Here is a 14,199-nt window from a genome sequence, read left to right on the forward strand (position 1 = left end):
GCATAGCCATACGCCCGACAAACAGCTATCCCCCATTACACCCTCATTTCAACCCGGTACGCCGGTTCCAGCGGCCTTTACAGGTTGCACGACATCAGGCCCGCCACGTTCTGCCGGCGACGATAAGCGGTATCGCGGTTCGCCAGCCAGTAGTACAGCGGCGTCGTGACGATCAAGCCCACCAGCCACGACAGATCCGCGCCATCGATATGCACCGCCACGGGGCCGGTGTAGATCGGCGTGTTCATGAACGGGATCTGCACCACGATGCCGATGGCGTAGGCCAGCAGCGCCTGCGGATTGAAGCGGCCATAGATGCCGCCGTCGACACGGAAGATCGAGGCAATGTCGTAGTCACCCTTGTGGATCGCGTAGAAGTCGATGAGGTTGATCGCGGTCCACGGCACCAGCACCACCAGCAACGCCAGCACCAGGTCGACGAAATGCCCGATGAAATCCGCCGAAGCGCCGATGGCCGCCACGCAGCAACCGGCGAGGATGATCAGCGACAGCACCGCCCGGCTCTGCGCGGTCGGAATCCAGCGGTGGGCGAAGGTTTGCAGCAAGGTGATCACCGAAAGCACCGCGCCATACAGGTTCAAGGCGTTATGGCTGATCACGCTGAGCAGGAACAGCACCAGCATCAACGGGCCGATGGCACCGGTGGCGAGTTTCACCGCGTCCATGGCGTCCATGCCCACCGGCGTGGCCAGCACGGCGACGGCGCCGAACACGAAAGACAGGATCGAGCCCAGCGACGAACCCAGGTAGGTCGCCCAGAAGGTCGAGCTGACCTTGACGTCCTTGGGCAGGTAACGGGAGTAATCGGACACGTACGGCGCGAACGCGATCTGCCAGAGCGCAGCCAGCGACACCGTGGCCAGCCAGCCGGAGATGTTGAAACTGCCGCGGGTCAGGAAGTCATCGGTCTGCACGTGGGTCAGGATGTAGCCGAAGCCCAGCACGATGCCCAGGCCCAACACCCAGGTGCCGATGCGATTGAGCACGTGGATGAAGCGGTAGCCAATGATGCCGATGATCCCCGAACCGAGGCCACCGAGCACGATGCCGACCGATACCGGCACACTCTCGACCACGCCATGCAGCGACTTGCCGGCCAGGACGATGTTGGAGGCGAAGAAGCCGATGTACATCACACCGGCAATGACCACCACCAGCAACGCCCCCAGGGAACCGAACTGCGCGCGACTCTGGATCATCTGCGGAATGCCCATCTGCGGGCCTTGCGCCGAGTGCAGCGCCATCAGCACACCACCGACCAGGTGGCCGACAATGATCGCGACAATGCCCCAGACCAGGTTCAGGTGGAACAACTGCACGCCGAGCGCGCCGGTGACGATGGGCAACGGCGCGATATTGCCGCCGAACCACAGGGTGAACAGATCTTTGACCTTTCCGTGGCGATCCTCAGGAGGGACGTACCCGATCGTGTGTTTCTCGATGAGCGGGGCGGATGAAGCGGTGGTGGACATGACGAACTCCAAGGCAAGGATGAGTACGTGTTCGTACTTCGGTGTGCGCAAACGGGACGGCGCATTTCTTGTTGGAGGCGATCATGGACAAAGAGCGAGGGGAGGAAAATTAGTTAATTTGTGCCTTTAAACGTTAAAAAAGATTGCGCAGTAATGGCCAATTATCAGCAGGAAAAACCAATAAAAATCAGAACAACGAAATCCCTGTGGGAGCGGGCTTGCCCGCGAAGACGGCGGCACATCCAGCATCGATGTGACTGACATGCCGCTTTCGCGAGCAGGCTCGCTCCCACAGGGGTTATGCGGTTCCTGTATCAGCGCGCAGCCCAGGCGTTGAAGCGCTGTTCCAGCTCTTCGCCATGGTCGACCCAGAACTCTGCGTCCACCGCCCGTGCACCGGCCAGGTTGGCCTCGGCGGTTGGCAGTTGTTCCTGCACATCCTTGGGCAGCAATGGCAAGGTCTGGCGATGCACCGGCCCGTAAGGGATGTTTTCCGAAAAGACTTTTTGCGTCTGCGGCTGGCTGGCGAATGCGATGAAGCTTTCCGCCAATGCCTTGTTCGGCGTGCCTTTGACCACCGCCCAGTATTCCGGGTCGTACAGGCTTTGCGGCCAGACGATGCTCAGCTTCATACCTTCCTTTTGCGCCGAGGCGATCCGGCCGTTGTAGGCCGCGCTCATCACCACGTCGCCGGCCACCAGCCATTGCGCCGGCTGGGCGCCCGCCTCCCACCACTGGATGTTCGGCTTGATCTGGTCGAGCTTGGCAAAGGCCCGGGTCACGCCTTGTGGCGTGTTCAACACCTTGTAAATGTCATCCGCCTTGACGCCATCGGCCAGCAAGGCGATTTCCAGGGTGTACTTGGCGCTCTTGCGCAGGCCGCGCTTGCCCGGGAAGTCGGCGACGTTCCAGAAGTCCGCCCAGGATTGCGGCGCCTTGGCCTGCTTGCTCTGGTCATAGGCCATGACCATCGACCAGACGTAAGTGGCCACCCCGCATTCGGTCAGCGCACCGGGCACGAAGTTCGCCGAATCACCGAAGCGCCCCGCATCGAGCTTCTCGAACAGGCCCTCCTCGCAGCCGCGCAACAGCTCGGGGCTTTCGACTTCCACCACGTCCCAGCTGGTGTGACCGGCCGAGACCATGGCCTTGATCTTCGACAGCTCGCCGTTGTACTCACCGGCGATGATGTTGCCCGCGCCGCTGGCGTTGAAGGGCTGGAAGTAGGCTTTATCCTGGGCCTGTTTGGTAGCACCACCGAAGGAAATCACGGTGAGGTCCTGGGGGGCCGCCCACACACTGGCACTCAACAACGCCAGGGTAAACGGAACACTGCAACGCAAGGATCTGGACATGGATCGCTTCCTCGAAAGTATGGGTTCGCACACTGACCAATGCCGATTCGTCACCTGTAGGAGCCGGCTTGCCGGCGATGGCGGCGGATCGGTCAAAACCGATGTCGCCTGCCAAATCGCTATCGCCGGCAAGCCGGCTCCTACAGGTGATTGAGCGGAATCAGCCCTGTTGACCCATTGTTGTTATTGCTCACTCAGATAAGCCGCCAGGCGATCCATCAGGCGGTCACAGGCCGCCATCTGGTCGACGCTGACAAATTCATCGGGCTTGTGCCCCTGGTCCATGCTGCCGGGACCGCAGACCACGGTCGCAATCCCGGCCTGATTGAACAGCCCGCCTTCGGTGCCAAAGGCCACGGTGCCGAAATCATCGCTGCCGCACAGCTCGGCAATCAGCCGGGCGGCGGCGCTGTCGGCGGGTGTCGCCAGGCCCGGATAGGCCGAAATTTTTTCAAAGCGAATGGCGGTATCGGTGTCCACGGCCTGCATGGCCGGCAGCAATGTCTGCTCGGCGTAGTCCTGCAGCTCATCGACGACCACTTGCGGAGCGAAGTCCGGCAAGGCGCGGATCTCGAAATCGAAACGGCAGTCCGCTGGCACGATGTTCAGCGCCGTACCGCCCTGGATCACGCCGACCTGCACGGTCGAGAACGCCGGATCGAAGCGCTTGTCGTGCAATGGCGGCCGGGCCAGGGTGGCGCCGATGTCGCCCAGCCGACCGATCAGACGCGCGGCCTGCTCGATGGCATTGACCCCATAAGGCGCGTAGGCCGAATGACAGGCCGCACCACGTACGTGGCAACGCATCGCCAGCTTGCCCTTGTGGCCAAGCACCGGCTTGAGTTCGGTCGGCTCGCCGATCAAACACAACGCCGGGGCCGGGATGCGTTGGGGCAACACCTCCAGCAAACCGCGCACGCCAAGGCAGCCGACCTCTTCGTCATAGGAAAACGCCAAGTGCACCGGGCGCTTCAAAGGGCTGGCGAGAAACACCGGCACGGCCGCCAGCACCGAGGCCAGATAGCCTTTCATGTCCGCAGTGCCACGACCGTAAAGCTTGCCGCCCGCCTCGCTCAGGCTGAACGGCTCGACCGTCCAGGCCTGGCCGTCCACCGGTACCACGTCGGTGTGACCGGACAGCACGATGCCGCCGACCACGCTCGGGCCGACCGTGGCCAACAGATTGGCCTTGGTCCGCTCGGCGTTGTAGATCAATTCGCAATCCACGCCCAGCCCATGCAGGTAGTCACGCACGAACTCGATCAGCTCGAGGTTCGAATCGCGGCTGACCGTGGCGAACCCGATCAACCGCGCGAGCATGGCGCGGCTGCGCAACTCATTCATCGCCGGGCACTCCATAGGCGGGGGCCAGGGTCGGATTGAGCGCGCGGGTCAGGTAGTCCTGCAATTGCGGCTCATAAGCAGTCCACAGTTTGCCCAGCTCGCCAATCGGGTTTTCATCGGCCCAATCCACCCGCAGGTCGACAATCGGCCAGGTCAGGTCACCGACCACCGACAACGCCGCCGAGTGCACCGCGCCCGCTTCGCCGCCGGCGTCCTGCCCGGCCTGCAAGGCGTTCATCAGGCGGGTGGCGAGGCAGCCTTCGCTGTTTTCGAAGGCCGCGACCATCGCCTCGATCACCCCACTGTTGGCCAGCAGGTTGCCGGCCGCCACGCATTGGTCACCGGCCACCGCGTTGTTGATGCCCAGCGCATGGTTGCCGCTGAACACCGCCGTACGGCCGTGGGCATCCACCACCGCCACTTGGCGGTATTGGCTGTAGCCGTTGCGGGTCAACGAGTGGTCCAGCGCCTGGGGCGGCGCCGAGCCGTTGGCCAGTTCATCGAGGATCTGCGGGCCGAGGGCCGGCAGCGTGATGTTCTGGCTCGACACCGCGCCGACCCCGGCACGCAGCCAGGGGCAGCGCGCACCGACGGCGATGCTCGAAGAACTGATGGCAATGCCCAGCTGGCCGGTCTCGGCGCAGCGACCCACGATGGAAAAAGTCATGGCGAAGTCCTTATTCAGGGATAACGGCAATCACGTCGATTTCCATCAGCCACTGCGGCTGGCCGAGGGCACTGACCACCAGCCCGGTGGAAATCGGGAACACACCCTTGAGCCACTTCCCGACTTCCTGGTACACCGGCTCGCGATAGCGCGGGTCGATCAGGTAAGTGGTGGTCTTGACGATGTGGCTCAGGTCGCTGCCCGCCTCTTCAAGCAGTTGCTTGACGTTGCGCATGGCCTGTTCGGCCTGGGCGCGCGGATCACCGAGGCCCACCAGCTGGCCGTTGAAATCGGTGCCGACCTGACCACGGACATACACGGTATTGCCGGCGCGCACGGCCTGGCACAGATCGTTGTCCAGCGTCTGGTTCGGGTAGGTGTCTTTGGTGTTGAACATGCGGATGCGGGTATGAGTAGGCATTAACGAACTCCCATGAGGCTGGCTTTCTGAACAGGTGCGCGGGCGGCGTCGGCTTGACGCTGGGTCGCATCCCGATAGTTGAAATAGGTGTGCTGCTTAACGATGTGATCGGCGATGTGCTTGGCGTCGTGCCAAACGCCCCAGATGAACGCGGAGCCACGACGGGACTGCCACGGCAACCCGACGAAATACACCCCCGGCTCGGCCGACACGCCGCGCTGGTGCTGCGGCTTGCCGTTTTCCTTGAAGGCATCGACCTTCAGCCAGCTGTAGTCGGTGGAGTAACCGGTGGCCCAGATGATCGTGGTCACGCCGGCCTTGACCAGGTCCAGTTCCAGGATTGGATTTGTCACGCAATCCGGATCGGCCAGCATGGCCCGGGCTTCCGGTTCCAGCGGCAGGTCCAGGCCGTTGCGCTCGATATAGGCGTCGGCCTTGTCGAGCAGCGCGAGGTAGTTTTCATCGCCACGGCGGATGTTGTCGGCGAGGTTGTTTTCGAAACTCACCACAGCGCCGTTGAACGATTGAGTCAGGCCGACCAGGGTCATGCCCTGATGCGCCAGGCGCCGGAAGTCCACGGTGTGGCCGCCACGGGCACCGCTGACGGCGATGGTCACGTGCTCCTTGCCCGGTTGCATGGCCTCGGCATCCCACTCGCCCAGCACCCCCAGCCACCAGCAGAAATCGCGGTTGCGATAGGCGCGCGGCGGACGGTCGTGGGCGCCGACCGAGAGGTAGACCTGTTTGCCGGAACGTTGCAGTTCATCGGCGATCTGCACGCCCGACGACCCGGCGCCCACCACCAGCACCGCGCCTTCGGCCAGTTGCTGCGGGTTGTAGTACTGGGCGGAGTGAATCTGGCTGATGCCGGCCATTGGCGGGGCAATCGGCGGAATGGCCGGACGCTGGAACGGGCCCGTGGCGACCACCACGTGGCGGGCCTCGATCACGCCATCAGAGGTTTCAACGGTGAAACCCGGACGGTCGGCATTACGTTGTACGCTCTTGACTTCAACACCGGTGCGGATCGGCGCGTTGAACTTGCGGGCATAGGCTTCAAAGTACTCGGCCACCTGCTCTTTGCCGGCGAAGGCGTCCGGGTCCAGGCCGTCGAATTCCAGGCCCGGAAAGCGGTCGTGCCAGGCAGGACCGTTGGCCACCAGCGAATCCCAGCGGCCGGTGCGCCAGGCTTCGGCGATACGGTTGCGCTCCAGCACGAGGTGGGGCACACCGAGTTTGCTCAGGTGTTCACTCATGGCCACGCCGGCCTGGCCGGCGCCAACAACAAGCGTATCAATTTCGGTTTTATCAACTGTCATGGCTGTGCACTTCTGAAAGGTGGTTTGATTCAGGTCGGTCATGGCTGCCGCCTCGATGCTGATCACTGTTGTTCTTCTGCTGCGGCTATCGGTATCAGGGTGTTGGCCGCATTCTGTTCGGAGCCGGGAAATAGCGAAATTATGTTTTTTGTGGTTGCTGGCGAGGAAAAAGCTGTCGCCAGGAAAAGCGCGGAAGCCGCATGGCAGAAGGCTTTGCAGAGAGGTCGAAGGAATGGCAAAAAAAAGGTTCATCACCCGATCCCGGGGAATTGCAGGAGCAACCGGTCGACGCTCGATTGCTGGCGATGGGCTCCAGTGCGCCGCGTTTATCCCGTTCACACGCGTTATCGTTAACGACCATCGCTGGCAAGCCAGCTCCTACAAAGGACCGCGACTGTAGGAGCCAGCTTGCTGGCGATGGGCGTTGTTTGGTGGTGCACGCGTTCCCTTGTAGGAGCTGCCGAAGGCTGCGATCTTTTGATCTTGCTTTTGCGATCTGGAGATTGCTGAAGATCAAGATCAAAAGATCGCAGCCTTCGGCAGCTCCTACAGATATTTCGTGATCTGTGTTCCCCCGGGATTCCGTGAAGGGCAAAAAAAAACGCCACTCAACTCAGTGGCGTTTTTTGTGCATCTTTACTCGCTATACAAGATTCGGGAGGCTCTTGTTTGTTGCCAATGCCGTCAAATCAGTAAGCCCTTGTACCCCAGGTTCCAGGAAATGCGCAGGGCAGCCCGGCGCAACGCATCCACATGATCAGTCGGTGGTTCTCTGGGGATGTGTTGCACAGTACCGACGATGGCCAAGGTCCCTGCCAGCTCATTGGCACCATTGAAGATGGGTGCAGCAAGCGCACTGATGCCCAGCGTTTCCTCTTCAAAGGCCGTCCCATATCCAGTGGACATGACCTGGTGCACTTCACGCTCGAGAGCCCCGGGGTCGACAATGGTGTATTCGGTGTAGCGCTGCAGCGGCGAATGCCGCGCGAGCTCGGCCATCAGCCTGCCTGAGAATGCCAAAGCCACCTTGCCTTGAGCATTGCAATGCAAATGCAGCTCGGTACCCGGCCGCACGCCAATTTCCAGTGAGGCCTTGCCCAGGTTGGTGGTGACGACTGTCAATCGCCCTCCCTCGAGAACCGACAACACCACGGAAAGCCCAAGCTCCTCTCGCAAGTCGCGCATGGCATCACCCGATGCGCTGAGCAGATCAATGCCCGATGCGGCAGCCTGCCCCAACACATAGGTTCGTATGCCGAGACGATAACGGGAAGTGGCCGGGTTCTGACTCAAATATCCCCGCTCCACCAATGTTTTCAAATGGCGGAAAACCGACCCCTTGGTCGTACCCAATTTTACCGCCAACTCACTCACGCCGATCTCACCCTGCGCAGCGGCAACCTGCTCCAGCACATCAAGCGCCAGTTGCACGGAGCGGACCCCTCCTTTACCAATGTCATCACTCATGCGGGCTTCCTGCAACAACTGCCGTTTCGACAGTCGATACGTGGGTTTCTGTTTTTGCCTATCCCTCATAGGACACCAGGAAAACAGAGAACACAAGCTTTCGCAATTACGCTCTCCCCAGCAAGAACTCCCCCCTGAAGTTGCTCGCAGTAAGCCGTTGATCTTGAAGAAAAACCATAAAAACGACCACGTACAAGCAATAGAAATCAGTAAAAATCACCCACTCAGAGAAATAATATTCTTCTGTGCGAAACAATATAGTCATTGACGCTTACAAAAAATCCTCGTAAAAATGAAACCACGTCACGCATACGCATACGACAAAAGCGAGGAACAGACTATGGCGCCGATCGATTCAACCCTTGCGAGCAAGGACATTGCTCACCATCTCCATTCCCAGACCAACCTGCGCCTGCACGAACAGATCGGTCCTTTGGTGATGGAGCGAGGGGAAGGAATCCATGTCTTCGACACTGACGGCAATCGCTACATCGAAGGTATGTCGGGGTTGTGGTGCGCAACGCTGGGGTTTAATCAACCCCGGCTGGCCAAGGCGGCCTATGCCCAGATGCTCAAACTTCCGTATCAGCAGACTTTCGCGCACCGCACGACCCAGCCGGTCATCGATCTGGCCACCGCGCTGATAGAGCGAGCGCCGGCATCCTTGAGCAAAGTGTTGTTTCAAAGCTCCGGTTCGGAAGCCATCGACAGCGCCATCAAACTGGTTCGCTACTACCACACCGCAATCGGCAAGCCGGAAAAACACAAACTCATCGCTCGCCAGCGCAGCTACCACGGCACTACGCTCGCCGCCGCCAGCCTGACCGGGCTGCCGAACATGCATAAAGGCTGGGGCGACCCCTTGGCTGACGTGATCCATGTGCGCTGCCCGCACCTTTATCGCCAGGGCCTTCCCGGCGAAAGCGAAGAAGGCTTCGCCAGCCGCCTGGCCGACGAACTGGAACAGACCATTCTTGAGGCCGGTCCCGAGACCATCGGTGCGTTTTTCGCCGAGCCGGTCATGGGCACCGGTGGCGTCATCGTTCCCCCCGCGACCTATTTCGCCAAAATTCAGGCCGTGTTGCGCAAGTACGACATTCTGATGGTCGCCGATGAAGTGATCTGCGGCTTCGGTCGTACCGGACATTACTGGGGCTCGCAAGCCATGGGGATTGAACCGGACATGCTGACCTGCGCCAAGGGCCTGTCAGCGGCCTTCCAACCCATCTCTGCTTTACTGATTAGTGACACGATCTATCAAGCTATCGCCGACCAGAGCAACGCGCTGGGCGGGTTCGGTCACGGCTACACCTACGGCGGACACCCGGTGGCGGCGGCTGTGGCGCTGGAAACGCTGGCGCTGTACGACGAACTCGACATTTTGACCAACGTCGCAGCCGTGGCACCTCGATTCCAGGAGGGTGTTCGTGCACTCGGCAATCACCCGCTGATCGGTGAAGCACGAGGCATTGGCCTGATGGCGGCGCTGGAGTTCGTTGCCGACAAGCAGACCCGCGAGCCCTTCCCCGCCCAACTGAAGGTCGCCGGCCAGGTCGCTGAAGCCCTCCAGCGTCGCGGTGTCCTGCTCCGGGCGCTGGGCGATACGCTAGTCATGGCTCCGCCCCTGATCATTAACGCGGCTCAGGTCGATGTCATCCTCGCAGCCGTGGCCGAATCCCTCGATGAGGTCTATGCCGGGATGCAGCAATGACTGCATTTTCAGCCATGAAAGAACGAGTCAGCCCCATGAACGCACCGTCGCCCCAATCCTCCCTGCCGGCAGCTGCAGCCTGCGCACAGCCACTGGTGCGCTTTGAAAACGTGCACAAGACCTACGATGAACGAAATTGGGTGGTGAATGACCTGAACCTGGAAATTGCCCAGGGCGAATTCCTGTCCTTGCTCGGTCCCAGCGGCTCAGGCAAGACCACCACGCTGATGATGCTGGCGGGGTTCGACTCACCGGATCGCGGGCAGATTTTCATGGATGGCCACGACATCAGTCGGCTGCCCGCCTACAAGCGCGACATGGGTGTGGTGTTCCAGAGTTATGCGTTATTCCCGCACATGTCCGTGGAACAAAATGTGGCGTTCCCCTTGAACCTGCGCAAAGTTTCCGCCGCCGAGCGCAAGCAGCGCGTCGGCGAAGCGCTGGAGCTGGCACAACTGAGCGGCTTCGCCTCGCGCCGCCCGGCGCAGTTGTCCGGCGGCCAGCAGCAACGCGTCGCACTGGCCAGAGCATTGGTCTATCGCCCGCGCATGTTGTTGATGGATGAACCGCTGGGTGCGCTCGACAAGGCCCTGCGCGAGCGCATGCAACTTGAACTCAAGAGTATCCACCGCCAACTCGGCATCACCTTCGTCTACGTCACCCATGACCAGGATGAGGCGATGACCATGTCTGATCGCGTGGCGGTGTTTCACAACGGCAAGATCGAGCAGATCGACCGCCCGGAAGCCATCTACAACCGTCCCAGCAGCCGGTTCGTCGCCAACTTTCTCGGCGAAACCAATTTGCTCGACGGGGTCATTACCGGTGTCGGCAGTACGAGTGCCAGCATCCTCCTCAAGGACGACAACTCGATTCGCGATGTGCCATGCCATCTTGCGACGCTGGCTGTTGGAGACCCTGCATCACTGGCGATCCGCCCGGAAAACGTGCGCTTGGCCAACCCCGGAGAACCCGCTTTGCAGGCGCGTCTGGTGGACAGCATTTTCCATGGCGCCCATTGCAACCTGCGACTGACCTTGCCCAGCGGCACGCCCCTGACGATGAAGCTCAACCCCGGCAGCTTGAATCGCCCCCTGCCCGTTCCCGGCGACACGGTGGCACTGGCGTTGCCCAGGGAGCATTCATTACTGCTGCCTTGAGCGCTTCGACGACGAGAGATCGATAACAACCAGAAAGACCGCATTTTTTCTATTGCTGCCCACAAGAACGATTAAAAACCAGCTCTGGAGTCCATCATGTTCAACGCTAAACCGCTTATCACCCTTTCCACTGTGTTCGGCCTGTTCTGTGTCGGCGCGCTTTCGAGTAGCGTTCAAGCGCGCGATCTCACAGTCGTCTCTTGGGGCGGTAGCTATCAGGACGTGCAACGGCAGATTTTTTTCGCGCCCTATGCCAAAGACTCGGGTCACAAGGTACTGGAAGATTCCTGGGACAGCGGCATCGGTATTTTGCGCACCAAGGCTGACGGCCCTGACAGCGGCTGGGACGTGGTTCAGGTCGAAGGTGAAGACCTGCAACTGGGATGCAGCGAAGACCTGTTCCTGCCACTGGATTTCTCACGCATTGGCGGCAAGGACAATTACATCCCGTCTGCCGCGAGTGAATGCGGCGTGGGTGCGGCGGTCTACAACTTCGTGCTGGGTTACGACAAATCAAAACTCAAAGGCACGCCCCAGGGCTGGAACGACTTCTTCGACCTGAAAACCTACCCGGGCAAACGCGCACTGCGCCAGGGACCGAAAGGCAATCTGGAGATTGCCCTGATGGCCGATGGCGTACCGGTCGCGGATGTCTACAAAGTGCTGACCACACCCGAAGGCGTGAAACGGGCATTCACCAAGCTGGATCAAATCAAGGACCAGTTGCTGTTCTGGAAATCCGGCGGTCAACCCATGCAACTGCTGGCGTCTGGTGAAGTCGCCATGACCACCTCCTATAACGGTCGAGTAACCAACGCGATCAAACAGGATCACAAACCTTTTGGCCTGGTCTGGAACCAGTCGCTGCAAACCATGGACAGCTGGGTCATCCTCAGAAATTCGCCAAACGTCGAAGCTGCCTATGGCCTGCTCAAGGAAATGGGCAACCCCGAGCAGCAGAAACTCTGGCCTGCGCTGCAGCCAACCGGCATCACGGCGGTCAAGGGCATTGCCCAGGTCGACCCCAAGGTGCTGGCCGACATGCCAAGCGCACCGCAGAACAGCCAGAACGTTCTACAGATCGACGACAAGTTCTGGGTCGATCGTGTCGATGAACTCAGCGCCAAGTGGACCGCCTGGTCAGCCAAGTAATCATCCCGAGGCCCTGAAATGACCACGATCGCTCTTCCCCTGCCCGTCGCCGCCCGTAAGGATTATCGGGCGCTATGGCGGGCCTATGCCCTGCTGGCACCGCTGGTGCTGTTCTTGCTGCTGACGTTCGTCGGGCCGATTGCCACGCTGTTATGGCGTGGCGTGGCGGACACCGAACTGCCCGAGGCGCTGCCCCAAACCGCACTGGCACTCAAACAGTGGGACGGGCGGTCAGCCCCTGATGAACGCCTGCTACAGCCGTTCAGCGAGGACCTGCGAGCCGTCTCCTCCAAGGAACTGGCGGGGCTGGCCCGGCGCCTTTCCTACGAGGCGCCGCAAATGCGCGCCATGCTGACCGCCGCCAAGCGCTCGGTTGAAAGCCTGGACGGTTCACCCCAAGCCTTTGCCACCCTCGACCCACGCTGGTTGACCAACGAAACCTGGCAAACCTTCAAGCGTGCTACGGGCCCCGTGGGCAGTTTCCATGTGTTGTCGGCCCTGGACCTCAAGCGCGATTACACCGAAGGGATCGTCAGTAAAGGCGAGGAAGGTTTGTATCGCTCGATCCTGCTGCGCACCTTTGCCATCGCCGCGGCCACAACAGTCATCTGCGTGTTGCTGGCCTTCCCGCTATGCAGCTTTCTCGATCGACGCACGCCGCGCACTCGTAATTTGCTGCTGTTGCTGATCCTGCTGCCGTTCTGGACCTCGATTCTGGTCCGCACGACTGCATGGATGGTGCTGCTCCAGGACAACGGCGTGGTCAATACCACACTCATGTATCTGGGCGTGATCGATTCGCCCCTGCGCCTGTTGTACAACCGTTTCGGCGTCATTCTGGCACTGGTGCACGTGATGCTGCCGTTCATGGTTTTCCCGTTGCTGGCGGCCATGCAGTCGAGCAACAAACTACTGATTCAAGCCGCCTATTCGATGGGCGCGCGCCCGGTGTTCACCTTCTTTCGGGTGTACCTGCCGCAGGTCCTGCCGGGGCTGGCCGCCGGTGCCTTGATGGTGTTCATCGTCACCCTGGGCTTCTACATCACCCCGGCCCTGATCGGTGGCCCGGGCGACCAGATGATCAGCTACTACATCGCACAATTCACCACCGGCACATTGAACTGGGGCCTGGCATCGGCATTGGGCATTATCCTGCTGACGGTCACGACCCTGCTCTACCTGATTCAGGCCCGCCTCGCTCGCGGCCGCTCCCAAGGGACACGATGATGATCAAGAATCCCAACGCAGGGCCGATGAGTTTCCTGGGCTTTTTCAGCCTGTCCTTGAGTGGCTGGCTGGTGCTGGCATTTCTGGTGCTGCCGATCCTGATCGTATTGCCGTTGTCGTTCAGTGACAGTCGCTACATGTCATTGCCGATCAACAGTCTTACCTTGCACTGGTATCGGGATTTCTTCGGTTCGACACAATGGATCGGAGCGCTGTTCAACAGCTTCTCCATCGCCATTCTCAGTACTCTGTGCGCCGTAGTGCTGGGTGGTCTGGCAGCCCTCGGCCTGAGTCATGAACGCTTGCCCGGGCGGCGCTTCATTGAAGTCCTGCTGATTGCGCCGATGATCGTGCCGGCGGTCATTGTCGGAGTCGGCATGTACTTTGTGTTCTCCAGCCTTGGCTTGACCCGCACCTTCGGCGGCCTGGTGCTGGCCCACACCACACTGGCCGTCCCCTTCGTGGTGATCAATGTCGGCTCGGCCCTCAGCGGGCTGAATCAACGCCTGCTCTGGGCGGCTGCGAGCATGGGTGCAACGCCCTGGGTCTGCCTGCGTAAAGTGACATTGCCGCTGATAGCACCGGGATTGATTTCCGGCGGGCTGTTCGCCTTCGCCACCTCGCTGGATGAGGTGGTGGTCACCTTGTTCCTCGCCGGCCCCGATCAACGCACCCTGCCCCGGGAAATGTTCACCACCGCCAGGGAGTCCCTCAGCCCGGTCTTGCTGGCGGCGGCGACCATCATGGTGCTGTTTGCTACCGTTCTGCTGGTGCTGTCGCGGCACCTGACCCAACGCAAGGAAAATGCCGCCTGAGCAAAAATCCAGGCAAAAAAAACGCCCCCCCTGTAGGAGCGAGCCTGCTCGCGATGGACTGGAGAGCG

The 14,199-nt window shown here is 60.8% G+C and carries 13 protein-coding genes; 6 read left to right on the top strand and 7 right to left on the bottom strand.

Annotation, left to right across the window (positions count from 1 at the left end; translation table 11 throughout):
• Nucleotides 1-77: 77 nt before the first annotated feature.
• Together CD175_RS02790 and CD175_RS02795 are read right to left on the bottom strand one after the other, a co-directional pair.
• Nucleotides 78-1,493, bottom strand: coding sequence for a purine-cytosine permease family protein (locus CD175_RS02790; RefSeq protein WP_104447574.1), 1,416 nt, complete (start codon nt 1,491-1,493; stop codon nt 78-80).
• Between the two features lie 314 nt (nt 1,494-1,807).
• Nucleotides 1,808-2,848, bottom strand: coding sequence for a gamma-aminobutyric acid-binding protein (locus tag CD175_RS02795; RefSeq protein WP_104447575.1), 1,041 nt, complete (start codon nt 2,846-2,848; stop codon nt 1,808-1,810).
• On the opposite strand from CD175_RS02795, the gene CD175_RS31210 reads away from it, so the two are divergent.
• Nucleotides 2,847-3,002 carry a hypothetical protein gene (locus CD175_RS31210; protein ID WP_157222277.1) on the top strand — a complete coding sequence of 52 codons (156 nt, stop codon included), beginning with the start codon at nt 2,847-2,849 and terminating at the stop codon, nt 3,000-3,002. The genes CD175_RS02795 and CD175_RS31210 overlap by 2 nt on opposite strands.
• 29 nt (nt 3,003-3,031) lie before the next feature.
• Here CD175_RS31210 and argE read toward each other — a convergent pair whose 3' ends face one another.
• The 5 genes from argE to CD175_RS02825 form a co-directional block, all read right to left on the bottom strand.
• Nucleotides 3,032-4,192 (bottom strand): acetylornithine deacetylase, encoded by a 1,161-nt coding sequence (gene argE, locus CD175_RS02800; RefSeq protein ID WP_104447576.1) that lies wholly within the window; start codon nt 4,190-4,192, stop codon nt 3,032-3,034.
• Nucleotides 4,185-4,859 (bottom strand): DUF1028 domain-containing protein, encoded by a 675-nt coding sequence (locus CD175_RS02805; protein WP_007976091.1) that lies wholly within the window; start codon nt 4,857-4,859, stop codon nt 4,185-4,187. The genes argE and CD175_RS02805 overlap by 8 nt, the downstream gene beginning before the upstream one ends.
• Before the next feature lie 10 nt (nt 4,860-4,869).
• A complete protein-coding gene (locus tag CD175_RS02810; RefSeq protein WP_003201555.1) occupies nt 4,870-5,280 on the bottom strand; it encodes a RidA family protein in 411 nt (136 codons plus the stop codon).
• On the bottom strand, nt 5,280-6,641 hold the full coding sequence (locus tag CD175_RS02815) for a flavin-containing monooxygenase (RefSeq protein WP_205886313.1): 1,362 nt from the start codon (nt 6,639-6,641) through the stop codon (nt 5,280-5,282). Before CD175_RS02815 ends, CD175_RS02810 begins: the two co-directional genes overlap by 1 nt.
• A gap of 642 nt (nt 6,642-7,283) precedes the next feature.
• A complete protein-coding gene (locus tag CD175_RS02825; protein WP_104447578.1) occupies nt 7,284-8,066 on the bottom strand; it encodes an IclR family transcriptional regulator in 783 nt (260 codons plus the stop codon).
• A gap of 340 nt (nt 8,067-8,406) precedes the next feature.
• Here CD175_RS02825 and CD175_RS02830 point away from each other — a divergent pair, with 340 nt between their 5' ends.
• From CD175_RS02830 to CD175_RS02850, 5 genes are all read left to right on the top strand, one after another.
• Nucleotides 8,407-9,777, top strand: a complete 1,371-nt coding sequence (locus tag CD175_RS02830) for an aminotransferase (RefSeq protein ID WP_104447579.1) — start codon at nt 8,407-8,409, stop codon at nt 9,775-9,777.
• 35 nt (nt 9,778-9,812) lie between these two features.
• Complete coding sequence (locus CD175_RS02835) at nt 9,813-10,937, top strand: ABC transporter ATP-binding protein (RefSeq protein WP_104447580.1); 1,125 nt, start codon at nt 9,813-9,815, stop codon at nt 10,935-10,937.
• 96 nt (nt 10,938-11,033) lie between these two features.
• A complete protein-coding gene (locus tag CD175_RS02840; protein WP_104447581.1) occupies nt 11,034-12,089 on the top strand; it encodes an ABC transporter substrate-binding protein in 1,056 nt (351 codons plus the stop codon).
• An 18-nt stretch (nt 12,090-12,107) separates the two neighbouring features.
• Entirely contained in the window at nt 12,108-13,316 is a 1,209-nt protein-coding gene (locus CD175_RS02845; RefSeq protein WP_104447582.1) for an ABC transporter permease, read from the top strand.
• On the top strand, nt 13,316-14,131 hold the full coding sequence (locus CD175_RS02850; RefSeq protein ID WP_104447583.1) for an ABC transporter permease: 816 nt from the start codon (nt 13,316-13,318) through the stop codon (nt 14,129-14,131). Before CD175_RS02845 ends, CD175_RS02850 begins: the two co-directional genes overlap by 1 nt.
• Nucleotides 14,132-14,199 lie beyond the last annotated feature (68 nt).

The sequence above is a fragment of the Pseudomonas laurylsulfatiphila genome (assembly GCF_002934665.1).
In the GTDB taxonomy this organism is placed as follows: Bacteria; Pseudomonadota; Gammaproteobacteria; order Pseudomonadales; family Pseudomonadaceae; genus Aquipseudomonas; species Aquipseudomonas laurylsulfatiphila.

What these genes read in the sequence shown, in the direction of transcription:
- CD175_RS02830 (WP_104447579.1), top strand. Translation starts at nt 8,407, where the DNA reads ATGGCGCCGATCGATTCAACCCTTGCGAGCAAGGACATTGCTCACCAT.
- CD175_RS02795 (WP_104447575.1), bottom strand. Translation starts at nt 2,848, where the DNA reads ATGTCCAGATCCTTGCGTTGCAGTGTTCCGTTTACCCTGGCGTTGTTG.
- CD175_RS02835 (WP_104447580.1), top strand. Translation starts at nt 9,813, where the DNA reads ATGAACGCACCGTCGCCCCAATCCTCCCTGCCGGCAGCTGCAGCCTGC.
- CD175_RS02825 (WP_104447578.1), bottom strand. Translation starts at nt 8,066, where the DNA reads ATGAGTGATGACATTGGTAAAGGAGGGGTCCGCTCCGTGCAACTGGCG.
- CD175_RS02815 (WP_205886313.1), bottom strand. Translation starts at nt 6,641, where the DNA reads ATGACCGACCTGAATCAAACCACCTTTCAGAAGTGCACAGCCATGACA.
- CD175_RS02805 (WP_007976091.1), bottom strand. Translation starts at nt 4,859, where the DNA reads ATGACTTTTTCCATCGTGGGTCGCTGCGCCGAGACCGGCCAGCTGGGC.
- CD175_RS02840 (WP_104447581.1), top strand. Translation starts at nt 11,034, where the DNA reads ATGTTCAACGCTAAACCGCTTATCACCCTTTCCACTGTGTTCGGCCTG.
- CD175_RS02845 (WP_104447582.1), top strand. Translation starts at nt 12,108, where the DNA reads ATGACCACGATCGCTCTTCCCCTGCCCGTCGCCGCCCGTAAGGATTAT.
- argE (WP_104447576.1), bottom strand. Translation starts at nt 4,192, where the DNA reads ATGAATGAGTTGCGCAGCCGCGCCATGCTCGCGCGGTTGATCGGGTTC.
- CD175_RS02790 (WP_104447574.1), bottom strand. Translation starts at nt 1,493, where the DNA reads ATGTCCACCACCGCTTCATCCGCCCCGCTCATCGAGAAACACACGATC.
- CD175_RS02810 (WP_003201555.1), bottom strand. Translation starts at nt 5,280, where the DNA reads ATGCCTACTCATACCCGCATCCGCATGTTCAACACCAAAGACACCTAC.
- CD175_RS31210 (WP_157222277.1), top strand. Translation starts at nt 2,847, where the DNA reads ATGGATCGCTTCCTCGAAAGTATGGGTTCGCACACTGACCAATGCCGA.
- CD175_RS02850 (WP_104447583.1), top strand. Translation starts at nt 13,316, where the DNA reads ATGATCAAGAATCCCAACGCAGGGCCGATGAGTTTCCTGGGCTTTTTC.